Genomic DNA, 23,513 nt, shown 5'->3' with positions numbered 1-23,513 from the left:
ATCAGGTGGAGAACAATCTAGCGATTTGAACTGAATACGATTCCCTTGTCCAAGTTTTATAGATTTACACAACCCATGCTAAACTGCGAATAGCCTAATTTTTTCTCTAAGGAGTCTCAATCAAGAAAACGGATAATTGCTTAACGAGACCACATCTTACTTGATACAAGAAATCACATTTTCCTATGAAAAAAAACAGAGCTGTCTCTCAGGTCGCTTCATGACCTTTTGAGACATCCCCGCTTGCTTCGTCCGTTTATTTCAACTGCTCAATCAGATAGTCTGTCGTTCGGATAGCCAGTGCAACTGCCGTGAGCGTAGGATTGGCTGCTCCCAGTGTGGGCAGAACGCTGTTATCGGCAACATATAGACCTGAGACGCCATGCACCTGACCGAACCGGTTCGTTGTTGAAGTCAATGGGTTATCGCCCATCCGGCAGGTTCCGCATTCATGGAAATCGCGACCCGGAATCCAATTGGAAATGTCAAGTCTGCCGTCCTTTATATTGATCGGGGCATCCATTGCTTCCGAAACCTGAATAAGAGCCTGCGACATCTGCCCGATGACCTCCAGATCCCGGTTACTGTGGGAGAAATCGACCTGTATCATCGGCACCCCGTATTCATCCCGGAGGCTGGGACTCAAGCCGACCTTGTTCTCGAATCGGGATTCCACCTTGCCGAACGCCCACATGACATAATCCGAGATGTCACTTGCAGGTTTATCAATACTGTAATGATACACAGAAGGATAGAAGGGGTAGCCGCCATTAATAAAACCCTGAATCTGTACTTGATAAGGACGGAATTCCGTACCCGGAACCAATAGAGCGAGCGTTCCCGCTATTTCGGGAAATTGCTCTTTGTTTATCGTTCCCCACGCTTCTACGCCGGAATGATTCGTCAGGTAATGACCGATTGCATGGCCTTGAATGCCCGAATTCAGCAGGATCCTCGGATTTTCTAAGGTGCTTGCCGATAAAACGACCGTCTTCGCCTTGAGATCATACCACTTCTTATCGGGACTAACCGCTCTTACGCCCGCCGCTTTTCCGTTTTCCGTAACGATCTGAATCGCCCGGGCTCTCACGGCCAGATCATAGGTGCGCAGCTTCAATGCTCTGGCCAGAAACAGGATGGAACTGAAATAGACGTTAGAATGCAGCTCGCCATACTTCGTTTGAGCAAGATCGGCAGCCATAGGGAGATAGACGGATTCGAGAAAACCATTTTGCCAAAGGCGATTAATCGTTATTTCCGATAGGGTAGACCCTTCCGCGAAAGCATGGCTTACGAACATCGCTTGCTCGGCGATTTTATAGTATTTCTCCATCTCGCGGAGAGGTACAGGCCAATGAATCATATCGGACCTATGCATCCGGGGAGCGGCAATGCCCCAATTTAAGGTTCTTCCTCCCAGCCCAAAAAATTGCCTAGCAGCCGAATATTGCGGCAAAAAATCTCCGATCGGGAAAAACTGATTCCCTATGGAACTAAGCGCCCAGCCGGAGGTTGGCAGGTTCATTCCATGCGTCGGCAGCAGCAGATCTCCGGCTTCGATAACGCCGATTCGCTTGCCACTATCCTTCAATCCCTCGCATATTCTCCACAGTACGGCTCCGCCGCCTGCACCGGTTCCGACGATCAGCACGTCGTAATCCGTTTGAGCCATTTGCTCCAGGGGCGTTAACGGCAGCCATTGCGGATCCGTTCCCTCGGGGAAATAGGGAGGCACCGCTGCCCTGCTTTGGCGCGAATCGTACATCGCTGCTCATCCTCTCACTTCCCGGAATGATGGTAAGGCTGCGCTACAACCTATTTATATTCTGCGACACTTGTCTTACATTCCGCTATCCTCCGTCGGTCCGCCAATCGAGAAAGTAGCGTCCATCGCATAATCGAAGTTTTTGTTGATCGCGATAATATGCAGATTGTCGTCGCTGTCTTTGTAGACGGAGCTGTAAATGGAGCTGTTCTCGATATCGTTGGTTTCCGCTTTTACTATCAGTATGAGAATCCGAGCTTACGCAAATGCTTAAACACGTCATATTGTCTCGCGATGCCTTAACGCCTACTATTCGCTCCAACAAATTCCGTGCATTTCCAGCTGCAATGACGGCAATTACTAGCACTGCCAACAGCAGCAACAGCATAATAAATGCGTTATAATCTTTTGTCATGGAAATATTATCAATGAAATATTGGATTGCTTTTGGGAAAATGGTTTCTCCTGCAGTCATCACGACACCACACCCAACCGTAAAAAAAACTTTCCACCGATATGGCTTCAAATAGTGCAGCATCCACCGATACACTTGCCATAAGGAGCTGCTACTATCTTTGCTGGAATTCATTTTATTCCCCTCTCTTGCCAAATTGGGCTGTTCCCGTGATCACCGTCCTCAAATTCTAGTATCATACTGAGGCAAAATCCCACTGTCGATTTTAATATTCTTAAAATTATTAAGGTTTTTTTAATAAACTCATCTTTCGCACCTAAATTTGTTGTTTAAAGGGATCTCGCCACATAGCTATCAAGTTAAGAATTTAAAATACCCCCAAAACATTAAAAAATCTTATTTCCTTGATTTTTGGGGGTGCGATATATTCTTAGCTTAATAGGCACGGGGTAGCCAGCATAGCTGTCATGAAGTACAAATACAAATGGAGCATCCTGTGCCAATTGTACATCCCCGAGAATAGATAAAGCATAGCCTACAGTCATATCCTGAAATCGTGAAACGATCACACTGTTTGCTGATACGGAGTCCCAATATCAAACCTAAAGCCAAAATGTTCAATTTAACTATACAATTTATTCAAAACGTTAAATTATCTCTTTTCCTGGCCTCAAAAAACAGCAAAAATATAGCTCCGGTACCCATTTTTCGACTGCCGGAGCACATTCTTTCAATTTAACAGATTGGTCATTTTGTTAATTTCATTCTTCAAATGTTATATAACATATTGCCTGAGTTAGTAGACGATTTAATGACTTTTCTTAAAATCGTTCAAACCCCAGCATCCCCACAAACCTTACATCAGCCGGAGCAAAAGTAAATTCTCTTAGCTCCTCTCTATATACCCACCGATACTCATCATGATCCACCAGCACGATCTCACCACTCACATAAGTCGCTTTATACGCAATTAAGCAAATAGTCACCGCTCCATAAGCATGCTCATTCACACCAAAATACGCATACGGCTCAATCTCAATGCCCATCTCCTCAAGAAGCTCTCTCCGGAGGCACTCTTCCGGCGATTCACCCGGCTCAAGCTTTCCACCCGGAAACTCCCACATGCCCTCCTGGGACTTTCCCTTTGCACGCCGAGCAATTAGTATTCGTCCGTTCTGATTCTCAATTATGGCAGCAGCCACCTTAATCATTGCCACTCACATCCTATACAATCACTTTATTAGCCGCTGGCACCAGCGCTGGAGGCATGTCCTCCTTCAAACGCCAAACGATGCTCATCGGCTTGCTGCCCTCATGTCTTACATACTCGGCCTCACCTAAGAAAACAAACGGAGAGGTATAGTTATTCTCCTCTTTATATTCCCGTACGAATAACGCAATCCGGTTGCCCGTCTTTTTATGATGAATATACCGTTGAGCAGTGTTCGTTTGCTCGGATATTTTACTCTGCGTCTGCCAGTGGAACAATCGCTCGTTCATTGCATAGTCTTCGTACAATGTCGAAGGCGAAAAATCCTTATCGGATTTATTTAACGTAATAAAGAAAATATCCGTTTTCTTGTCTTCAAAATACTTAACGCCCTCCCGGAAGCTTGGCGCCTTCTCCTCATTCCAGAATCCGAATGCCGCCAACACCTGATCGATCGAATATTTGCAATGCAAATCCAATGGACAAGCATAAGGAAGTTCATTCCTCTTATCCACAAAATCTATATGCGTGCTGTTATACTTCAGGATGTCCAATATCTCATCCTTGAAAGCCTCGCAAGCTATGATAGACCAGATACCTTGCTCAATATCCGTGAAGCCTTGCTTCTTAGGCTCTGACCGATAAAAGGTATAATAAAGGATGTTCAGCATCAGACGCTCTTCTTCCGTCTGAGCCAGCGCTCCTTCTTCTAAGTAGGTAATTAAAAATTTCAGCAATCTTCGAGAATTAAGACTTAACAAGGCCGGAATTCGTTTGGTCAAATACTCTCTATTTTCAAATTCGTATGCCTCAAGGAGTCCCGCTTCCACCATTAACTCGCGCAATGTCCGATTACCAGTACGTCCCCCATAAAACTCATACAAGGACATCCCATAGTACCGAATAAAATTTTCTAACGTTAATGGTAAGCCGGTATCTCCTTCGAAATACTTCATTTTACTCACTAATCTCTTGCGGTTAGTCGTCATCTGTTTGAGATTGCCGAGGATATACTCTTTTGTCTGCTTCTCCAGTTGAATGAAACTGCCTCTTGGCAGACTGGAGAAGCCATGCTCCACATAATGCTGAACCGAATGCTTGGTTTTACCAAGCAAAGCTCGGAACTTATCTTGAAAGTTATAATCCTTATGGGCCTGTCCGATAAAATCTAGGACCGTTAAGCATTCCTTCCCTTCAGCCAACCGTAGACCCCGACCGAGCTGCTGCAGGAAGACGGTTAAGCTATCTGTGGGACGCAAGAATAATATCGTGTTAACCTCCGGAATATCTACTCCTTCATTATAGAGATCCACGACGAAAATCATTTTAATCTCACCATTAACAAGCTTACCTTTTACAAAATGACGATCCTCGTCACTTGAGCCGCCGTGCAGTGCAATAGCAGGTATGCCTGATTCTTCAAACACCTTAGCCATATATAGAGCATGATCGACACTTACGCAAAAGCCGAGTCCTTTGACATCATCCAAATCGGTTACGTATTTCCTCAAGCTGTTTATAATTTGGTTGGCGCGAATCTTATTATGGGTATACAAATTCTCCAGCTCTTGAAGGTCATAGCCGCGCCTGGACCATTTTACTTGCGATAAATCGACGCTGTCCGTTACTCCAAAATATTGAAAGGGAGCTAACAGCTTGCGGTCGATGGCATCCATCAACCGAATTTCTGCAGCGATCGTGTCGTCAAAGAAATGTAAAATATCTTTTCCATCCATCCGCTCAGGGGTAGCCGTTAGGCCAAGCAGGATTTGAGGCTGATAGTGAGCAAGCAGTTTCTGATATGACGGCGCAGCCGCATGGTGGAATTCGTCTACGACCATATAATCATAAAATTCTGACGTAGTAAGCTCAGCTAGTTTCAGTGAGTTAAAACTTTGGATACTAATAAATAAGTGCTCAATCGAGTCCGCTTGATTACTTCCTACATGAAGCTCGCCAAAATTCAAATCCTTTAATATAAAGCGGAAAGTGTCCAAGCTTTGCTTCAATATCTCTTCACGGTGCGCCACGAATAGCAAACGCGCTCTGCCATTTCGCTGAGCAAACCTTTTGTAGTCAAAAGCGGATATGACCGTTTTGCCAACGCCAGTCGCCGCAACGAGAAGATTTTTTGTTCTACCGTAAAGCGTCCTTTGTGCTTCGAGTTTTTCGAGGATATCCTTCTGATAATCATAAGGCGTAATGTCAAAGTGGAAGGTTAGATCGTTCCGCTCCTGATCCTTCTTCCTGCTAAGAGCTTGCTTGAGCAGCGTCTCATGATCTGCATCAGAAGCTAGAAAACTCTTAAATTCACGATCATTCCAATAGCTCTCGAAGGTGGCTTCGATTTTCTTCAGCACATCATAGGAATCCTTCTCAGTTACCTTCAAATTCCACTCTAAGCCGCTCGTTAGCGCTGGATTGGACAAATTGGAAGAACCCACATAGGCTGTCGTAAAGCCAGTATCTCGCTTGAATACGTACGCTTTGGCATGCAGCCGGGTACGCTCTGTATCGTAGGAGATTTTGACCTCTGTGTTCGGAAGCTTGCTTATCTCCATGATCGCTTTGTAATCAGTAGCCTCCATATAGGTTGTCGTAATGACACGCAAGCGACCGCCATTAGAAGTAAACTGCTCCAACTGTTCCATTAAGACACGAACCCCGCTCCACTTTATAAAAGAAACGAGCAGATCGATATGATCAGCCGTTACGATTTCATGTTTCAATTCACTCATCATATTAGGCTCTGAATGAGAACCCGTAAATAACGAGCTTTGAGATAATGGCGTTGTAGGCCGAAGCACCTTCTCCGCTTTAACGCCGCGAATGTGGTTCAGCTTCGAATAGACGTAAGTTAAAACCTCGCCCTGTTCATCTAGCTGTAGCTCCTCATATTCCGACTGCCCCAGACTATCCTTCAAGGTAGCAATAATTTCGTTACATGTCCGAACCTGTGCGAATATGGCTTCCTCGTCATTGCTATTTTGCTCCCGTACCACCTTCAGCGCCCTGCGGGTGACCATAGCCAAATAATTCGAAAGCAGCTTCCTCGCTTCTTCAGGATCGAGCGACTCCTTGCCAATGTCATACAAAGTCGGGTCCAATACAGCTAACTGCTTCATCGTAACGTTATTTATGATTTGTTCATACAGACCTTGTTTCATGGTTCACCTCAGTTTCAGCCTTCTTCTCAAAATATCCATGCAACCGGTACTCGCAAATCTCTCTCGTCCACGAAAACACTAGCTCAGCATGCTCCGGTTGGATCTCCAACTCAGGCTTAAACACCCCATTGTCGAACGCAATCTGCTCCTTCGAACTCCCGCTCCATTTGCTCATAGGCATGCGTGCGATTAACGCCGCTACCTTCTGCTCATCATACTCCTCGAGCCGCAGCGTCTCCTTGTCGGAGAAATCGATCTTTCTCCGATACTCCTTCTCCGTCATGTAGCGATGAAAGAAAGGCGCAGCTTCTTGCGGAGTAATGGGAGCATGCCATCCAGAAGTTCCTCTTACGAGCATTGCTAGCAAAAGCACCATTTTGTAGCTCTTAGCCATCAGCGTGCTTTCAACTTCTTTGAACCACCGCTCATATTGCAGGTAGACCGCTTCCTCGTGCTCGTTCAGCTCCTTGCACCAGTACAGAAAACCGATGTATGATCCAAACTCCTGACGATACTCTTTACTGTTAACTTTTCCTAGCAAATGGAGCTCCAAATAATGAGGTCGACGGCCGAGCTCTTCTTTTATCTCTAAATAAACGCTTCGCAGCCTATCCTTACGGGGCTGCTTCTTGCGGGCAAGCTCCTCGAGCATATTAATAACGCTCGTCTCAAGCTCAATTACGCAGCCTGCTGGTGGGATTGGCGTTGCGCTTTCTCTTTTTCCAGCGGCTTCTTCGCCTGCTCCCGTGTCAAATAAGCTCAGCTTAATATCCGCATTTCTGTAGTTGCCAATCAGATCGATAATCGTACAAGCCTGCTTCCCCGCGTGAAGCCGGAGTCCTCTTCCCACCTGCTGCGTAAAGACTGTAAGAGATTGCGTCGGCCTTACAAACAGTAGCGTGTCGACAGACGGAATATCGACGCCCTCATTGAACAGATCAACGGTGAAAATAATCTGAAGCTCTTCACTTTCCAACCTTCTAATTGCTTCCTGTCTCGTCATCGAACGAGTATCCGAGTGCAAGCTCAGGCTTGCTGCGCCCTGCTTCGAAAAATAATCAGACAAGAAATTAGCCTGTATAATCGATGAGCAAAATCCAATCGTACGCGTCTGCTTATGGCGATCCCAAGCCTCATAAATGTTGGAGGCCACCTCTTCACGCAGTTGAACCGCGAGCAACTCGTCTTCATCATATTTCGTCCCTAGCCAGGTAAGTTGGGAATAATCAGTAGCGTCATATACACCGTAGTAATGAAACGGACACAGCCAACCCTTTTGAATCGCCTCGATAAAATGCAGCTGATACGCCACGTTACCATCGCAAATTGCGTAAACGTCTTTCCCATCCATACGATCCGGCGTAGCCGTTATGCCTAGCAAAAATTTGGGATGAAAATAAGACAATACCGACTGGTACGATTTTGCGGCGGCATGGTGAAATTCATCGATTACGATAAGATCGAAGGCCTCAGGATCAAAGCGTTCGCGGTGCATTTTTGTACTCAAGGTGTAAATAGACGCAAACACGAAATCCGTTCCGGTTTCTTTGTCAGAGCCATTATATAGTCCAGCAGTTTTGTCCGGCATAATGTGCAGGAAGGAACGTTTCGCTTGGTTCAGAATTTCTTCCCGATGAGCAATGAACAGAACTCGCTGAAACCTTTCTTTGGCGAAAAAGCCGGCCAGGTACGTTTTACCGAGCCCTGTCGCCATAACGACCATCGCCTTGTCATAGCCTTCCTCATACGTGATATCGAGAGCTTCAAGCGCTCCTTGCTGGGCCGCTCTGGGAGAAATCAAAGCGGACATTTCACTAGGCGCTGTATCCTCCTGCTTATTATCCTTTTGAGGGAGCATAAGCTCCGACTCCTCCATCTCGGAAATCGACTGGACAAGTTCTGGATATTTCTGATGATAAGCTTTATACGCCGTTTCGTAATAGGCAATTGTCGTTTCATTTAGCGGCTGCGTAAATTCGTGATAAAAATTTCGCATGAAATTCACCAGCGCATGCTGGAACGTAAAAGGCTCGGCCTGTGCGTTTACCGCCAGATTCCATTCAACTCCCATCCGAAAAGCAGACAAAGAAAGATTGGACGAGCCCACAATAAACAACCCTTGTCCATCTCCATAGTCGAACAAATAGGCTTTGGGATGAAAGGACGTACCCCGGCTTCGCCATAATCTCGCTTCAATGCTTGGATGAATGTTAAGTAAAGCGCGCAGCGCCTCCGGCTGAGATACGAATAGGTAATCGCCCGCGAGCAGCTTAACCTCCGCTCCTCTATTCAAGGCTTCCTTCAGGTACGGCGCAAGCAGTCTGACGCCGGATTCCATGACGAAAGACGTTAATATGTAAATCCCTGAGGCCTTCTTAATGCTGGGGATTAGTTCATCTGCAAGGTTTTCCGTAATGAGCTTAATATCAGGCATCTTCCACCTCGATGAGGTAGACCCGCTCTTTAAAACCACCCCGCTTGTCCGCTTTCTCTGCGCGTATTCGTTCCAGCTCTTGGACGGACGCCCCGTGCGCATCAGCAAGAGCATGAATAACCTCCAGCATATCAGCTAGCTCTTCGATGGCTTCGTTGCTCAATTCAGCAGCCAAAAATTCGCTTGTTTCCTCCTGCAGCTTCGTGCGAAGCTCCGTTAAATACTCGTCAGCTTCGAGAATTCTAGTTGTCATATTTAAACCTTGCTTCGTTATAATTTCCGGTATCCGATCGCGGACGAGTTTGTTGTATATTGACATGTTTTCTTCCTCCTATTGTTTGTTCCCGCTCTTGATCGTTCGAGAAAGTCTTTCCATTACGTAATTTTGAAGCGATTGATCCCTGCAGAATATGTAGCAGCCTTTCATTCCCCGGGACATTAGTATCTTATAAATGTTTTTAACAAGGGCATTGAGCTTGTCAGGGTTATCTTTAAGCCCCTTTTTCCCGGTTTTATCCTTATAGTCATTATAATTTGAAAACAGCTCTCCCGTTTCGGCATTGTACTTTAGATCGTCTCCTACAATTATGCCGATATAGTCGAATTCAAGTCCTTGTGTTGTATGAACACAGCCTACCTGATCAATTCCGTCAGGATGAATAGCCCAAGATTCACGGATTGCATAACCGTTCCATGGCATTTTAAACTGATGCTCATCCAAAATAACATCATCGATCTGTCCATTTGAATTCCCCTGGTTAGGTGCAGTCCAATTCCATGCATATCCCGCCAATATCCGTGCTTTATGGCCTTTACTTTGCTTATCCTTAATGAGCTCATACAACCGGTGAGGTGAATCTACCACGCGAAAATCAAAAGAATCCTTATCCCACCCGTTAAAGTTGCCCGTTTCCTGAATTCCGAATAAATCATCAACCCAGTTTAAATACCCTTCTGCACCTGCACATCTGAACTGTGCATGCAATGTATATTCATGAATTTCACAATTTTGCTTGTCGGCGACTCGTTTAATTTCTGCAATCGTACCTATATCATCTGGACGAATTCTTTGATGATCATCAATAAAGAACACACTGGTCCTTGCGCTTTTTACGATATCCTCAACTTGATTAGCGCCTTTATACATATAACTGCCTTTTCCTTTAAGCCGGTGTGCTTCATCTACAATAAGTACGTCAAATTGATTCTCTTCCGTTTCCACAAAACTTCCTGAACCCATAAACAAACTTTTAGTCCGCATCTTTGACCTTGAACTTTGCTTCGTAAGCATCTCAATCATAACGTTGCGAAATGATGAATTAGGCGCTACAAATTTGGTATTCAGACTATTACGCAATAGCCCTCCAAGTGCATTCATTGATATAACGGACTTCCCTGTACCTGGACCACCTTTTATAATAATAGTCCGCTTCTTATCCTGTTTCTTTGCCAGCGATACGATTGTTTCATAGGCAATCTTTTGCTCATCAAGTAATACAAATTCAGAGTTGCCTTCGAACAGAGCATTAATATGATCAACCAGAGATTTAGATGGTGTAATTTTTCCATTCTCTATGTCATAAAGAAGCTGCAGCCCTTTGCCTTTACCCACATATTTATAGATAAAATCTTGCAGTTTTCTTGTCTCATGCTGTAAGAATAACGGTGCTTCCATTATCGTCTTCTCGTACTGCTCTGCTTTAAGCGGCTCCGGTGTCTTCTCGCGGTAATTATGAAGGAATGCCACAGAATGTGCAGTGACATCTGTATCATATACAGCCGAATTCATATCAACAATAAACTGTCTATAAGACCATGCTTGATAGGATGGATGGGTTGTTTCTCTAATTGCACCGTTTATAGAGGTTTTGACGATATCCTCTTTATCGGTGGTCCACGCTTCTTCCCACTGCTTTAACTCTACAATAATAAAATTTTTATTTTGCTGCTCGTCTTGTCCAGCAATGACGAAGTCTATTCGTTTACTTGTAGCTGGAATATTATATTCAATCATAACCCCACAGTCGTCAGCAACTTTCGAATTACGGATAATACGCTCCATAAACTGCATGGAATTATTCCATGAACGCCATTCGGATACGGACGGACGCTTTCCCAGTTTCTCTATAAACGCTGATTCAATATTAATAGCGATTTTATTATCATCGACTGCCTCTTTAAATTCAGCAACAGAACTGCTATATACGATCACTAGGACACCTTCTTGTAAATGATATTTAATTTGTTTTGGTATAATTCGACAAATTGGGTAAGGAGTCCTGCTTAAATGGGCTTTTTCGAGGAGAAATAGTTGTGAAGTCCTTGGACACAACCGTGTCAAGGAATGGTTGTTTATATAAAGAAAAAACTCAGCCACGGATGCAGCTAAGTTTTATCAGAAAATATAAGACATTACAAACGTCTACATCTTAGTTTACTATCACTTCAAAAAAATTTGCGACCAATAGACGTTATAGCCTTTGTCCACGCTCAAACTCCTCTACCTTCGTACGAAGATAATCGAGCCCTGCTTGCTGATCATAAATACGCCCAGCCTGTCGATCTTCTCGGCTTTTTTGAACCTGTCGGATCAGATCTACATCCTCAGAAAGAGCATCTATTTGCTCAGAAACTTCTCGCTCTCGCTTCATATTCAGATAACCAATAAAATCAAGTACTTCTATAGCATCTTGTTCCGGTATTTGGTCAATCATGCGCTTTAATTCTACACGATTCACACTCATATAAACACCGCCTTCTAGATTACTGTTACCATTATACCACACTGTAATCAAAATCTAACGGCTCGCTCCATGCCCGAACCAATGTTCAATGACGCTATTGAAACCATTGATCATTTTCTTCAATAAAAGCCAAACTTCCGGCGATATCTCCTTCGTACAAGTTCATCCACTGCCCTGTATGACGCTGCCAGTCAACTTCGCATAATTTTCCCTGAGTGTCGAAAAGTGTGATACGTGCCATTGGAAATTCTGCATATTTCCCATCAATCAGAGGTTTGATAAATTGTACGTCAGGGTTATCCCAACCGAATTGTTCATGCAGTCGATACAAATAAATTCGCCCTGCTTTAATTTCAATACGGTTGATAACCTCACTTAATTCTGAAGATGCCTCTATATATTGTTTGACTACAGCTTCAAGCCTTGTTTTATCCAATGCACCCAGCTTTACTGGCTTGGGATTGCTTGACCAACGTTTATTCATAATTACCCATTACCTTCCACAGCATTTTTTATACTTTAAACCGTTGCCGCAAGTACATGGATCATTCCTGCCGATCTTCATGGAAGCCTCTGCCTCTATCTGATTCTCTCCTCTTGCATCCTTACTCATTATCTTCTGTTTAAACATGACATAGTGTCTCTTGAGTCTGTCAACATAATTCTTGTCCTTCAATGTACTGTCACGAATAATGGTAAGCAGTTCATTTGCATAGGGCGACTGAAAACTGCCTGTATTTAGGCTTGGACCTTTTAACTCGTTAATCCAAACTTCGTCTTTATCGCCCAGCCGCTTCTCGTAAAATTTTCTGTTCTCCCAGCCATAGTTAACTACTGCTACGACCTGACCTATTTGTTCGGAAAATATATGGAGCATAACTCTTCTGCAATCGCAATCAGGAGTTTTACAGTAGTATTCCATCAAAACATAGTTTCCAGGTGGAAGATTCTGCGAATATCCGCCGCCTATGGTAAGCATCCTTGTTTCCTTTTCAGCTACTTCCGGCAAATAGTGATGATATGAAACGTATTACACCCAATAATGCCTCCTTAGTGATTCAATTTAAGTACATCCGAAATATCCTCTGCTTTATCAGGCTATCTTTTCTTATTCGACAAAGAATAATTTACTCCTCCCGATATATCCTTACCATACACTCCACATGTGTCGAGTATACAGTGACAACAAACATGTATGTGTCCGTATTCTCAAAGGATATATAAGTTGTATGTCCTTTTTATCGCGGGGTTATAATCCCTGCGCCAACGTCATAAATTCCGCTAGCCGTCTCGCCAATCAACTCTCCGGTTTTCGATGTCGCTGTCTACATCATTACCAATTTCTTTTATAAATTCTCCATGGACCTCTAAGACGTTCGTGCTGCCGGCTTTACGATGCAGCCCATCAACGTTTTGAGTGATAACCGTCACTTCCTTGCCCATATTCTCCAGCTCTTTCAAAAATTGATGGCCAGGATTAGGTTCATATTGCCCTATGGCATCGAAGCGAAAAATGTCTTTAAAATACTTCCAAAAAAGCTTGGACTTCATGTTGAAATACGATTCCGATAAGATACTTTCCAAATTCAAATCGTACCAAAAGCTCAAGTAAATATACCGGCATAGGAATTGGATTCATCTCCAATAAGAACAGGGATTTTCATAAAATCCTTCTTTATTAACGAAGGCTTTTACGAAAACCCTTATCGATCAAGGAATCTGCTGTCTCAATCTACATCTTTCACTTGGGCAATACTCTGCTAAAATGGTTCTGTCTGTTCCGGTAAATATCGAATCAAATGCTCCAGAATGCCAGTTTGCTCCGCTTCATGTGCGACCTTCGAAGCCTCTTCGACCCATGGGAAGGACCACAAATTTAGCGTAACGTCCGGGTAATGCTGAATAACCTTGGTTTCGCCGTCCATTAATGCCCCTCTCTGAAGGGCTAAACTCATCATCTTGGCCGAAACCTGTCGTTCAACCGGTTCATCCGGGAAGAAATGTTCCTTATCTATCCCATTAATATATTTCAATCCTTTTGCAGTTGCGATCGCATCCTTCGCCCAATGTTTCTTCGAGTCGTCGAAGGTCACAAGCGGGACACTTTCAATTCCTCTAACGCGTAATAGCAAGCTCACAAACATCCTTCCCGGTTTCCGTCAAATTTAAAAGTCGAACCAACGTTGCGGCAGTTTCAGCGCGGGTTTGATACGCTTTTGGATGAAATTTACCATCCGGATAACCATGATAGAACGGCTGATGGACTTCAGTTCTTAATTCTACCTAGATTTTCGCGGAGCATGCAGAAAAGCTGCTTCCTCTGCACCATAAAGGAATAGAGCAAAAAGCAGCCCGCCCTCTGACGAGGAACGAGCTGCTTTTTCTATAATAAGACGAAATCTTTTATGCTGTTTCTTCGATTTCCGCATGCACCGTTTTGATCTGGATCATGACCGTATTCGGATCAGTCAACACTTCAATTCCATCCTTGAAAATCAGGTCGGATACGAGAAGCTGGGCACCGGCTGCAAGGCCGCTTATATCCACTTCCATGGAAGACGGCAAATCTCCCGGCATACAGCGAACTTCTACTTCATACATTTCCACCTGCAGTACCCCGCCGGATTTCACGCCGATAGCCTCTCCGGAAAAATGGATGGTTACTTTGCTATCCATGCTTTCAGTCATGTTCACATGGTGAAAGTCGATATGCAGCAACTTGCCCGACATGGTTTCCCTTTGGATATTCTGAACAACGACCGGCATCACTTTTTCATCGGATGTCTTGCCCTGCAGAATAGCCCGCGGATTTTTTTTCAAAATGTCCAGCATTTCTTTTTCGTTAACTTCTAATGACATAGTATCTTTACCAATTCCATACAACACAGCCGGAATGCGTCCCTGTTTTCTTGCATGATTCAAGTGAGACTTCGTTTCGCCAGTGCGCTTGTTCAATTGAATAAATTTACTCATTTGTTTGTTCCCGCTCTCTTTTGACCATAAATTCTTGTCGAAAAGATTATAACATGACCATAGAATCTAGTCAAATGTACCATACAGCTCCGGCCGTTTGCCGGGTCCTCGCGGAAAATCACTTCTTGCGGCAATAATTATTATAGGTGTTTTCTCCTGCAAATTACATGTAAAAAAGAAGACTTGAGAGAACTCGCTGTCCCGTTCCTCAACTCTTCCTAAGATCACTTCCTCCCCGTCATATAGAAACGGGGCCGTTATATTATATACATCCCGATTTCCAACCCCGGAGAACGCCAGCTTCACCACTTTCGTTATGCGTGGCTTCGCATAAAAGGTATCCAGGAGCTGTTTACAGGTTTGTATCTTTTTCGTTTTCCTTGTCATTGCCGTCCTCCTGATGATCACTCGGTTCATCTATCGTGCAATTTCGATCTTCATCCTCTTCGATTCCAATGAGCTGCCCCGGCTGGACATTAAAATATAGACAAAGCTTTAGCAGCAAATCCCTTGGATACTGCACCATTTCATCCTTATACATACGACGAACGGAATCAAAGTGGTAATTAACATCCTTTGCAAGCTTACGTATAGATAATTTTGGATCGTGATTTTCCATAACCTCTTTTAATTTACTGCGTATGACTGACACACATACACCCCCTAGATCAATATATATGGAAAAAGATAGTGAGTCAATAAAATTGACAAGAAAAAATGGTCATGTTATAAGAAACAGGCGAGATATACAGGCAGAAGCTGATGGATCTTGTGGAACAATAACGATACTGCAGTTTAAATCCGATTATATGCGCAGGATAACGGATGATACAGGAATTTTTCAGCATACCAAATTTGGCGTTCCCGACCGCTCAAAGGGCTATACGACAGATGATAACGCACGGGCATTAATCGCAGCTGTTTTATTATACAGCAGCAAAAAAGATCCAGTCACGCTGGCCCTCATTCATACTTATATTTCCTTCATTCATCACGCACAGAATACGGATGGAAACTTTAGAAACTTTATGGATTATAACCGTACATTCGTAGAGGACAGCGGCTCTGAGGATTGTCAAGGACGCACTGTTGTTCTGTCCGGCCAATTTGGCTGGAATGATATCGGCAGCTGGGATGCGCTTGGCGCGATCTTCCCGCCGGATAAATCAGGCAACATTATAAAAGCGAATCACATGGGCTTAGATACACGCAATTCGATCATATATGGAAACGGCAGACTAATCACGACAATAGGCGTAGACGGCTTCATCATTGCGGATACCGGGGATGCGCTATTAATCTGTCCCAAGGACAAAGCGCAGTCAGTCAAAGACATCGTCGAACTGCTGAAGGAAAATGGAATGACCGAATATATTTAGTTTGAAATGAATAAGCTAAGCGCCCCTGTCTATTTATGACAAGAGCGCTTTTTTTCGTTCCATTCGTCGCGGAAAGAGCTTGGCAGCATGTTTAGATTACTGTTACCATTACACCACATTGGAATCAAAATCTAACGGCTCGCTCCATCTGCCCAAACCATGTTTATGACGACTTAATTCTGAAGATGCCTCTAGAAATTGTTTAATTGCAGCTTCATGCCTTGTTTTATCCAGTGCGCTCATGTTCTCCCATCCAAAGTTAACTACTGCTACAACCTGCTCTATTTGTTCGGATTGTACATGGAGCATAACTCTTCCGCAATCACAATCAGGAGTTTTACTCTACATCGACTCAGATCGTCGAGAGTAAGAAAAAGCTTTTAGGCAGATCATTATTTTGTATATTTATAATCTTGGGGATTATTGGCTGCATCGAATCGAACTTGAACAATTTCTCCACTTGAGAAATATGCATCTGACCAGTAAGGTCTACTGCATAAGGCTTAATACTCCATACGTAATCAACGATTTTCAAAAATTTGCTCTTCCCCTTCACCCCGGATAATCCGTTATAATCCCGTCCACTCCCAGCTTTTTCATCCGATCCATATCCTGATCGTTCCGGATCGTCCATGCCATCACTTTGCGGTTCCGTTCAAGGATTTCCCGGACAAGCTCCCCGTCAAGCAGATCGTGACTAACGTTAATGTATGACGCGAAAGAGGCAAGCTCATCCAGCGTCTTATCTGTTAAAGGGTGCCGGTCCGCGTGAATAAGGACGGCGGCGGGAATACCGGGCAGCAGGGAGTGAATGCGGCGCATCGAATTGAAATCGAAGGATTGAATGATGATACCTGCGGTACCTTCAGAACTTGCGATGCCTTCAGAACCTGCCCTGCCTCCAGGATCCTCGATGTATTCCTTACCTTGAATACTTTCGCTAACCCCGATACCTAAAATATCTTGAATAATTTCGTACCGCCGCACCATCTCAGCCAGCTTCTCTTCAATTCCCGGATAGAGCGGCGGGTCCTTGATTTCTATGAGTATGCCGATCCTTCCTGCAAAACGGTCCATCACTTCTTCAAGCGATACGATGGTTTCGTCCGCATAATCGGCGTGGAAATGGCTTCCCGCATCCATGCCTTGAAGCTCCTGCAGTGTATAATCATGCACGTATCCCGCTTCATTCGTCGTTCGGTCCACCGTTTTGTCATGGATGACGACGAGCTCTCCGTCCTTGCTCATCCGTATATCGAGCTCGATGAAGTCGGCGCCGAGGCGCTCGGCCAGCTCGAAGGCAGCCATCGTGTTCTCGGGGGCGTAGCCGGATGCGCCGCGATGCGCGATGATCGATGGTCCCTCCGCAGCATAAGGACTATAAGCGGACACGGTTAACGCCGCGCAGCATAGTATCAACATGAACAATCCGGCTCGAAACCATATAAAAGATGCTTTTCGCCTGGCCATCGCTTCTCCTCCTCCTGACTGAACCGCTGACTTAGGATGTTATGCGATCTTGTCTCACAATTTGAAGCAATCGATCCGGATAATTCGTCGTAATGCGCATATCGGGGTACTCTTCTACGATATTGGCAAGGATGTCCGGATCATCCACTGTCCATACTCCCATATCAATCTCATACTCAGCCATCTCATTCACCAAGCCGCGCGTAACGAAAGAATAATGGATGGACACGCTTGTAGCGCCTGTATACCAAAGCTGTTCCTTGAGAAGGGTCGGTTTGCCTAAGAAAATCAGCCCCGTCGGGATGGAAGGATCGATCTCGTTCGCCCGTTTCATGGAATCATGATCGAAGGAAGAGAGAACGACTTCATCCTTCATGCCGTGACGATGAATGCACGCGATTACTTCCGCTTCGATTCCTGCATACTCATCGCCCATCGTCTTGAGCTCCACATGCAGCATGCAGCGTCCCTTCACGAGCTGCAGTACTTCCTCAAGCGTCGGAATACGCTCTTCCGAGAATTCTGAAGCGAACCAGCTGCCAGCATCCAGCCCGCGTAATTCCTCTAACGTATACGCTTTGACCGGACCTGTACCGCTCGTCGTTCGATCCAGCGTATGATCGTGGATGACGACAGGGACTCCGTCCTTGGATAGATGCACGTCGAGTTCGATAATCGCGATATCCGGGTCCGTCAAAGCCAGCTTGAAAGCCGCGATCGTATTCTCGGGCGCTTCCCCCGACCATCCGCGGTGAGCAACGATAGTAATCATAGTGTCTCAGTCCTTCCGTTCTTTTATTTAACGCCGTTATACACGAATGCTTTAATAATTTGACGCTGCGACAAGAAAAATACGACAAGAATCGGAGCTACCAGAATCAGGTTGCCGGCCATCAGTATGTTCCATGTCGCGACGCCTTCCACTTCGCGAATCTTGGCGATGCCGAGGGGCAGCGTTCTCGCCGTTTCGTTCGTCGTCATAACCAAAGGCCAGAAGTAGTCGTTCCAATGGGCAATGAAGCTGAACAAGGCAAAAGTGACAAGCACCGGCTTCACCATCGGTACCATGATCTTAATGATGATTTTCCACTCGGCCGCCTGATCGAGCCTTGCCGCTTCGAGCAATTCATCCGAAATTTGCATGAACGCCTGCCGCAGCAGGAAGATGCCGAAGGCGCTCGACGCAAAAGGAAGAATGAGTCCGAGATGCGTATTAAGCAGCTTGAAAGCGCTCAGCTCCAGATAGACGGGTAGAAAGATTAACTGAGCAGGAATCATCAACGTTACCATGACGATGCCGAACAGAAAGTTCGAGCCTTTGAACTTGTATCGCGCAAAAGCATAAGACGCCGGAATAATCGTCAGCATCTGCAGGATGAGAATGCCGACCGCGATAACGACGCTGTTCACGAAATATCTCAGGAACGGCCCCGTGTTCCAGGCATCGGCGTAATTTTGCCAAACGGGGCTCTTTGGAATCCACTCAGGCGGAAAAATCATCGTCTCCGGCAGCGTCTTCAGCGATGTGGATATCATCCAGACAAAAGGCATGGCGAAGATCAGCACCAGCGCCAGCAGGCCGGCCAGATTTAACGCACGGAGCGCAGCCCGTAATGCTTTTCGCAAAATCATTTTTTTACTGCGTATGGAAGTCCACTTGTCTTCGGCAGCGGCCCCGATAGGACTGCCGCCGATCGTACGGTCTATGGCTTTCAAGACTTTTCACTCCTTTCTAACGGTAATGAACGCGATTCGACAGCAATTTGAAGTAAATCATCGTTAATATCCCTACAATGACCAGCAGGATGACGCCGGCGGCGGAGGCATAGCCGATCTTGAAGAAACGGAATCCGTATTCATAGATGTAATACACCAGCGTGTTGGTCGAATTGACCGGTCCTCCCTGGGTCATGATCGCGATGGTCTCGAATACTTGGAACGATCCGATCATGTTGATGATCACGAGGAAAAATATCGTCGGCGACAGCATCGGCAGGATCAGCTTCGTGAAGGTCGTCCAAGGCTTGGATCGGTCCAAGGAAGCCGCTTCGTAAATATCGGCCGGAATGCTTTGAAGGCCGGCGATAAACACAAGGGCGTTATAGCCTAGCCCTTTCCATACGGCCACCATCACCAGCGAGATCAGCGATGTGCTCGGATGGGACAGCCACTCCAGCTTGCCGAAGCCTGCCAGGCCGATCACCCAGTTCAGCAATCCGTACTCGGGATCCATCAGCCAGCTCCACAGCAGCGAGATGGATACGAGGGAAATAATATGCGGGCTGAAGATGGCGCCCTGCACGAAGCCGTGGAAGAAGCTCTTCCTGTTCATCCACAGCGCAAGCAGCAAAGCGATTCCGGTCGTTAACGTCACCGTCAATACCGTATAAACCGTCGTATTGGAGAGCACCTGCCGGAAATCCGGCTCCGCCAGAAGGTCCTTAAAGTTCTGGAAGCCGACGTACGTCTTGGTCGGGCTGACAAAGTTCCAATCGAACATGCTTAAGTAGATCATGTAAAAGATCGGATAAATAAAGAACAATGCAAAAATGATAATGGCCGGGGCAACCATCCCGTAGGGACGCAGCTTTTCCCATACTGTCATGTCAGACCCCTCCGGCGGCAACCAGCCGTTTCGTGCTTGTCTCGATGCCGCGCAGCCTTTCCCCGTTCAGGCCGAAATAATAGAGCTGGCCGTACGGGACCGTAACCTTTACGCGATCGGCGGTCTCTAAGGGCGTAAGGAAGGTTTTGACAAAAAACACGCCTGTCCGCGACTGAATCTGATAAATATGCTCCGCCCCAAGGCTCTCGCGGGTTAAGATCTCGCCTTCTATGGCGTAACCTTCAATATCCGAATTTGCGTTGATGAGACCTTGCTCCGGACGGAAGCCTACGCTGCCGATGCTGGCGGCCGTCTGAATATCCAGGCCCTGCACATCCCTCATATTTATCATGTTCATAGCCGGGGTTCCGATAAACTCGGCGGTAAATAAATTTGCCGGATCGTGATAGAGCTTCATCGGAGAGTCGGCCTGCTGAATGACCCCCTTGTTCATCACGACGATCTCATCCCCCATGGACATGGCTTCCACCTGATCATGCGTCACGTAGACAAAGGTGGTTCCCAGCCGCTTGTGAAGCTGAATCAGCTCCGTTCTCATCTGGTTCCGCAGCTTGGCGTCCAGATTGGACAAGGGCTCATCGAGAATGAACACCTTCGGCTTCTTCACCATCGCACGCGCGAGGGCAACCCGCTGACGCTGTCCTCCGGACAGGTTCTGCGGCTTCTTATCCAGATGCGGCGTCAACCCGACAATCTCAGAAATGTCCTTCACCAGCTTCTCGCGCTCGGTTCTCGCAACGCCTCTATTCTTAAGTCCGAATTCGATATTGCCGCGAACGGTCATCGTCGGATACAGGGCATAGTTCTGAAAAACCATCGCCACGTCCCGCAGCCCGGGCGGCGTATCGTTTACGCATTTGTCATCGATCCAAATCTCTCCGCCGGATTGCTTCTCAAGCCCGGCTACCATGCGCAAGGTCGTTGATTTGCCGCAGCCCGACGGTCCGACAAGAACCGTAAACGACCCGTCCTTAATCGTTAAATTCAAATCCTGAATCACGATATCATCTTTGAATTTCTTGCTTATATTTTTCAGCTCGATCTTTGCCATCCGATATGGTCCTCCTTGTAATGGATTCCTGAATCGCACGCATGAGCTGCTCAAGCTCATCCAGTGTGGTTAGCCGCAAATCCCAGGCTTCCGGATCGCTGGTCGGGTAAGGGGAAATAAAGCAGGTTCTGCCGCCCATTCGCTTGACCGGGTGCAGATCATTCCATGTGTTATCACCGATCGACAAAATTTCATGAGCCTGATACCCCTGCTCCAGCAGGGACGCGAAATAACTGCTCAGGCCAAGCGGCTTCTCCGCACCGCAATACACTTCTTCGAACAAATGATGAATCTCCATGTAATTCAGGAACTCGATTCCGGACTCCAAATACGTATTCGTCATGAGAATCTTCCGGTCCACGGCAGTAAGTTCTTCCATCGCTTGAAACAGATCGCTGCGGAACTCGAAATGATAGGGTTCGAGGATCATCTCCTCGCGGACCCTTACGAAAGCCGACTGCTGCTTCTCTTCGGACAACTTATATTTGTGACGGACGACCGCCGCAATTCCCCACGGATCGCCGATATGGATCAGATGAGGAGCCTGGGACGACAATTGTCCATACGCGCGGGCACGTTCATCGATCGCGGTCCCTTCCCACGTAAAGCCTTGAACGAAGCTTTCCTCATGCCGCACCAACGCCACATTATCCTGCGTATGATAGAAATGTCCGAATTGGAAAGGATGCTCTCCCGTCAAAATAGCTCTTCCCGCGCTGACGACAGCCTCGGTCTCTCCCTCGTGCTCTGTTCCCTCCAGCAGATAACGAATATAACGCTCCAAGTACGTGTCTTCCTGATACAGCGTACCGTCCATGTCGAAAATAATAACTTTAACCGCGGACAACCAATTCTCGTTGAACATATTGTGTAACCTCTCAGCTCTGCAAAAGCTTTATTATTTGCTAAGCAGTTTATTTGCTTTCTCCGCCGCTTCATTGAGCGAATCCTGCGGGGATGTTTTCGGATCGAGAATGGCCTTTTCGATCGCTTGCCTAACTATTTTGGCCACTTCCGGATATGCGTTCTCCATCGGACGCGGTCTAGCATATTCCAATTGATCCACGGCTACCTTAAACTGCGGATGTTCTGCAAAATGCGCCTTCAGCTCTTCGCTTTCTATGGCCGATAGACGGGTCGGCAGGTAGCCGAGATACTTATGCTGGTAGATCGTATTTTCCTTGGTTGTCATCCATTTCATGAACTCCCAAGCCGCTTCTTTCTCTTCATCAGTGCTCTTCGAAGTCATGACAAGCTGGGCGCCGCCGGTCGGAACGCCGTAGCTTGCGTTAGCAGGCATAAACGCCGTTACCAGTTCAAAACCGTTGCCCTTCGCGATTTCCAGACTTCCGGTTACTCCCGCGGTGGAGCCGAACTTGAAAGCCGACATTTGATTCGCCCAGTCTTTATCCGCGGTAGCTCCCGCTTCGTCGCCTACCGGTATTTTAATGAGACCTTCGCCGGCTAATTTCTTCCAGAACTCTACCGGAGCTACGCCTTCCGGTGTATTAAATGCAGCCGATTTGCCATCCTCGCTCAGCATTTGTCCGCCGCTTTGGGCAACCAGCGCTTCATAGAACCAGATATCGGCAGCCACCGTCATGCCGACTTTCCCCTTCTCCTTCAAAACGCGGGAATACTGCTCCAGCTCATCCCATGTCTTCGGACCTTCCGGATCGAGGCCGGCGTCCTTCAGCATCGTGACATTTTTGTACAAAATCGGTGTGCTGCGCATGAAAGGAAGGCCGAACAGCTTGTCGTCCACGTAGGCATTCCCCATTAAGCCGGGATTGAAATCTTCAAGCTGTAGCTGATCCTTATCTCTGTCCGCGTAAGTCGTCAGCTCTTCCAGCATGCCGGAACGGGCAAACACGCCGGTTGACGCAATTTCAAGATCGGTTACCGCAGGAGCGTCTCCCGCTGCGAATGCCGCCTGTACTTTGGCATGAAGATCGTCGTAACCGCCTTGGTGCTCTGCAATAACTTCGATTTTGCCCTGCGATTCGTTGAATTCCTTGACCATGTGCAGCTTCGCTTCCTCGATTTTGTCGCCGAACGCGTACCAGTACTTAATGACGATTTTCTCGGATGCTGCGGAATCCGTGCTCTCCGCTTTAGCCCCGCTGTTTGCGTTGCCAGTGCTGCCATTCGTGCCATTCGTACCGTTAGATCCGCAAGCCGCCAATACCACTACCATAAAAATTGCAAGCGAGAGTGCAGTAAGCTTCTTAACCATTGTCCAATCCTCCACCTTTTCTTTGTTTGAAATAGGCCGATAG

24 protein-coding genes are annotated in these 23,513 nt (G+C 46.3%); 1 reads left to right on the top strand and 23 read right to left on the bottom strand.

Annotated elements, in window-relative coordinates:
- Positions 1-256 precede the first annotated feature (256 nt).
- The 15 genes from L1N85_RS21470 to L1N85_RS21400 all read right to left on the bottom strand — a co-directional run bounded on the left by L1N85_RS21470 (position 257) and on the right by L1N85_RS21400 (position 15,360).
- Entirely contained in the window at positions 257-1,765 is a 1,509-nt protein-coding gene (locus tag L1N85_RS21470; RefSeq protein ID WP_235241099.1) for a GMC oxidoreductase, read from the bottom strand.
- 85 nt (positions 1,766-1,850) lie between these two features.
- A complete protein-coding gene (locus L1N85_RS21465) occupies positions 1,851-2,354 on the bottom strand; it encodes a hypothetical protein (protein ID WP_235241098.1) in 504 nt (167 codons plus the stop codon).
- 647 nt (positions 2,355-3,001) lie between these two features.
- The gene (mutT, locus tag L1N85_RS21460; RefSeq protein ID WP_235241097.1) at positions 3,002-3,391 is read right to left on the bottom strand and encodes an 8-oxo-dGTP diphosphatase MutT; all 390 of its coding nucleotides are present in this window, start codon (positions 3,389-3,391) and stop codon (positions 3,002-3,004) included.
- 13 nt (positions 3,392-3,404) lie between these two features.
- Entirely contained in the window at positions 3,405-6,557 is a 3,153-nt protein-coding gene (locus L1N85_RS21455) for a DUF3427 domain-containing protein (protein WP_235241096.1), read from the bottom strand.
- Positions 6,538-8,991, bottom strand: a complete 2,454-nt coding sequence (locus L1N85_RS21450) for a DEAD/DEAH box helicase family protein (protein WP_235241095.1) — start codon at positions 8,989-8,991, stop codon at positions 6,538-6,540. Before L1N85_RS21450 ends, L1N85_RS21455 begins: the two co-directional genes overlap by 20 nt.
- A complete protein-coding gene (locus L1N85_RS21445) occupies positions 8,984-9,310 on the bottom strand; it encodes a nucleoside triphosphate pyrophosphohydrolase (protein ID WP_235241094.1) in 327 nt (108 codons plus the stop codon). Before L1N85_RS21445 ends, L1N85_RS21450 begins: the two co-directional genes overlap by 8 nt.
- A gap of 12 nt (positions 9,311-9,322) precedes the next feature.
- Positions 9,323-11,203, bottom strand: a complete 1,881-nt coding sequence (locus L1N85_RS21440) for a DNA/RNA helicase domain-containing protein (protein WP_235241093.1) — start codon at positions 11,201-11,203, stop codon at positions 9,323-9,325.
- 259 nt (positions 11,204-11,462) lie between these two features.
- A complete protein-coding gene (locus L1N85_RS21435; RefSeq protein ID WP_235241092.1) occupies positions 11,463-11,735 on the bottom strand; it encodes a hypothetical protein in 273 nt (90 codons plus the stop codon).
- Between the two features lie 94 nt (positions 11,736-11,829).
- Positions 11,830-12,219 (bottom strand): hypothetical protein, encoded by a 390-nt coding sequence (locus L1N85_RS21430; protein ID WP_235241091.1) that lies wholly within the window; start codon positions 12,217-12,219, stop codon positions 11,830-11,832.
- Positions 12,220-12,228: 9 nt separating this feature from the next.
- Complete coding sequence (locus L1N85_RS21425) at positions 12,229-12,714, bottom strand: YecA family protein (protein WP_235241089.1); 486 nt, start codon at positions 12,712-12,714, stop codon at positions 12,229-12,231.
- 302 nt (positions 12,715-13,016) lie between these two features.
- Entirely contained in the window at positions 13,017-13,343 is a 327-nt protein-coding gene (locus tag L1N85_RS27715; RefSeq protein WP_328285260.1) for a Sir2 family NAD-dependent protein deacetylase, read from the bottom strand.
- Positions 13,344-13,495: 152 nt separating this feature from the next.
- Positions 13,496-13,873 (bottom strand): S-layer homology domain-containing protein, encoded by a 378-nt coding sequence (locus tag L1N85_RS21415; RefSeq protein WP_235241088.1) that lies wholly within the window; start codon positions 13,871-13,873, stop codon positions 13,496-13,498.
- A 265-nt stretch (positions 13,874-14,138) separates the two neighbouring features.
- The gene (locus L1N85_RS21410; protein WP_235241087.1) at positions 14,139-14,708 is read right to left on the bottom strand and encodes a 50S ribosomal protein L25; all 570 of its coding nucleotides are present in this window, start codon (positions 14,706-14,708) and stop codon (positions 14,139-14,141) included.
- Positions 14,709-14,774: 66 nt separating this feature from the next.
- Positions 14,775-15,095 carry a DUF1861 family protein gene (locus tag L1N85_RS21405; protein WP_235241086.1) on the bottom strand — a complete coding sequence of 107 codons (321 nt, stop codon included), beginning with the start codon at positions 15,093-15,095 and terminating at the stop codon, positions 14,775-14,777.
- A complete protein-coding gene (locus L1N85_RS21400) occupies positions 15,061-15,360 on the bottom strand; it encodes a helix-turn-helix domain-containing protein (protein ID WP_235239465.1) in 300 nt (99 codons plus the stop codon). Before L1N85_RS21400 ends, L1N85_RS21405 begins: the two co-directional genes overlap by 35 nt.
- 52 nt (positions 15,361-15,412) lie before the next feature.
- Between L1N85_RS21400 and L1N85_RS21395 the strand changes: the two genes are divergently transcribed.
- Positions 15,413-16,087, top strand: a complete 675-nt coding sequence (locus L1N85_RS21395) for a glycosyltransferase family protein (RefSeq protein WP_235241085.1) — start codon at positions 15,413-15,415, stop codon at positions 16,085-16,087.
- 108 nt (positions 16,088-16,195) lie between these two features.
- Here L1N85_RS21395 and L1N85_RS27375 read toward each other — a convergent pair whose 3' ends face one another.
- The 8 genes from L1N85_RS27375 to L1N85_RS21360 form a co-directional block, all read right to left on the bottom strand.
- Positions 16,196-16,330: a hypothetical protein gene (locus tag L1N85_RS27375; protein ID WP_268818411.1), complete on the bottom strand. Its 135-nt coding sequence runs from the start codon at positions 16,328-16,330 to the stop codon at positions 16,196-16,198.
- 309 nt (positions 16,331-16,639) lie between these two features.
- On the bottom strand, positions 16,640-17,557 hold the full coding sequence (locus tag L1N85_RS21390; protein WP_235241084.1) for a glycerophosphodiester phosphodiesterase: 918 nt from the start codon (positions 17,555-17,557) through the stop codon (positions 16,640-16,642).
- Between the two features lie 31 nt (positions 17,558-17,588).
- Positions 17,589-18,329, bottom strand: a complete 741-nt coding sequence (locus L1N85_RS21385) for a glycerophosphodiester phosphodiesterase (RefSeq protein ID WP_235241083.1) — start codon at positions 18,327-18,329, stop codon at positions 17,589-17,591.
- Positions 18,330-18,352: 23 nt separating this feature from the next.
- The gene (locus tag L1N85_RS21380) at positions 18,353-19,189 is read right to left on the bottom strand and encodes a carbohydrate ABC transporter permease (RefSeq protein ID WP_235241101.1); all 837 of its coding nucleotides are present in this window, start codon (positions 19,187-19,189) and stop codon (positions 18,353-18,355) included.
- 100 nt (positions 19,190-19,289) lie between these two features.
- A complete protein-coding gene (locus tag L1N85_RS21375; RefSeq protein ID WP_235241082.1) occupies positions 19,290-20,162 on the bottom strand; it encodes a carbohydrate ABC transporter permease in 873 nt (290 codons plus the stop codon).
- A gap of 1 nt (position 20,163) precedes the next feature.
- Positions 20,164-21,234, bottom strand: coding sequence for an ABC transporter ATP-binding protein (locus tag L1N85_RS21370; RefSeq protein WP_235241080.1), 1,071 nt, complete (start codon positions 21,232-21,234; stop codon positions 20,164-20,166).
- Complete coding sequence (locus L1N85_RS21365) at positions 21,188-22,099, bottom strand: HAD family hydrolase (protein WP_235241079.1); 912 nt, start codon at positions 22,097-22,099, stop codon at positions 21,188-21,190. The genes L1N85_RS21370 and L1N85_RS21365 overlap by 47 nt, the downstream gene beginning before the upstream one ends.
- Positions 22,100-22,132: 33 nt before the next feature.
- Positions 22,133-23,470, bottom strand: a complete 1,338-nt coding sequence (locus L1N85_RS21360) for an ABC transporter substrate-binding protein (RefSeq protein WP_235241078.1) — start codon at positions 23,468-23,470, stop codon at positions 22,133-22,135.
- Positions 23,471-23,513: the final 43 nt, after the last annotated feature.

The organism is Paenibacillus alkaliterrae, assembly GCF_021532375.1.
Classification (GTDB): domain Bacteria; phylum Bacillota; class Bacilli; order Paenibacillales; family Paenibacillaceae; genus Pristimantibacillus; species Pristimantibacillus alkaliterrae.
Note: the sequence above shows the minus strand (reverse complement) of the source record. Positions and strands in the feature narration are given on the sequence as shown.

Excerpts from the sequence above, each read along its gene's own strand:
- L1N85_RS21365 (WP_235241079.1), bottom strand. The coding sequence starts at position 22,099 with ATGTTCAACGAGAATTGGTTGTCCGCGGTTAAAGTTATTATTTTCGAC.
- L1N85_RS21360 (WP_235241078.1), bottom strand. The coding sequence starts at position 23,470 with ATGGTTAAGAAGCTTACTGCACTCTCGCTTGCAATTTTTATGGTAGTG.
- L1N85_RS21465 (WP_235241098.1), bottom strand. The coding sequence starts at position 2,354 with ATGAATTCCAGCAAAGATAGTAGCAGCTCCTTATGGCAAGTGTATCGG.
- L1N85_RS21385 (WP_235241083.1), bottom strand. The coding sequence starts at position 18,329 with ATGATTACTATCGTTGCTCACCGCGGATGGTCGGGGGAAGCGCCCGAG.
- L1N85_RS21445 (WP_235241094.1), bottom strand. The coding sequence starts at position 9,310 with ATGTCAATATACAACAAACTCGTCCGCGATCGGATACCGGAAATTATA.
- L1N85_RS21430 (WP_235241091.1), bottom strand. The coding sequence starts at position 12,219 with ATGAATAAACGTTGGTCAAGCAATCCCAAGCCAGTAAAGCTGGGTGCA.
- L1N85_RS21425 (WP_235241089.1), bottom strand. The coding sequence starts at position 12,714 with ATGCTTACCATAGGCGGCGGATATTCGCAGAATCTTCCACCTGGAAAC.
- L1N85_RS21405 (WP_235241086.1), bottom strand. The coding sequence starts at position 15,095 with ATGACAAGGAAAACGAAAAAGATACAAACCTGTAAACAGCTCCTGGAT.
- L1N85_RS27375 (WP_268818411.1), bottom strand. The coding sequence starts at position 16,330 with ATGAGCGCACTGGATAAAACAAGGCATGAAGCTGCAATTAAACAATTT.
- L1N85_RS21375 (WP_235241082.1), bottom strand. The coding sequence starts at position 20,162 with ATGACAGTATGGGAAAAGCTGCGTCCCTACGGGATGGTTGCCCCGGCC.
- L1N85_RS21370 (WP_235241080.1), bottom strand. The coding sequence starts at position 21,234 with ATGGCAAAGATCGAGCTGAAAAATATAAGCAAGAAATTCAAAGATGAT.
- mutT (WP_235241097.1), bottom strand. The coding sequence starts at position 3,391 with ATGATTAAGGTGGCTGCTGCCATAATTGAGAATCAGAACGGACGAATA.
- L1N85_RS21390 (WP_235241084.1), bottom strand. The coding sequence starts at position 17,557 with ATGGCCAGGCGAAAAGCATCTTTTATATGGTTTCGAGCCGGATTGTTC.
- L1N85_RS21380 (WP_235241101.1), bottom strand. The coding sequence starts at position 19,189 with ATGATTTTGCGAAAAGCATTACGGGCTGCGCTCCGTGCGTTAAATCTG.
- L1N85_RS21410 (WP_235241087.1), bottom strand. The coding sequence starts at position 14,708 with ATGAGTAAATTTATTCAATTGAACAAGCGCACTGGCGAAACGAAGTCT.
- L1N85_RS21450 (WP_235241095.1), bottom strand. The coding sequence starts at position 8,991 with ATGCCTGATATTAAGCTCATTACGGAAAACCTTGCAGATGAACTAATC.
- L1N85_RS21470 (WP_235241099.1), bottom strand. The coding sequence starts at position 1,765 with ATGTACGATTCGCGCCAAAGCAGGGCAGCGGTGCCTCCCTATTTCCCC.
- L1N85_RS21435 (WP_235241092.1), bottom strand. The coding sequence starts at position 11,735 with ATGAGTGTGAATCGTGTAGAATTAAAGCGCATGATTGACCAAATACCG.
- L1N85_RS21455 (WP_235241096.1), bottom strand. The coding sequence starts at position 6,557 with ATGAAACAAGGTCTGTATGAACAAATCATAAATAACGTTACGATGAAG.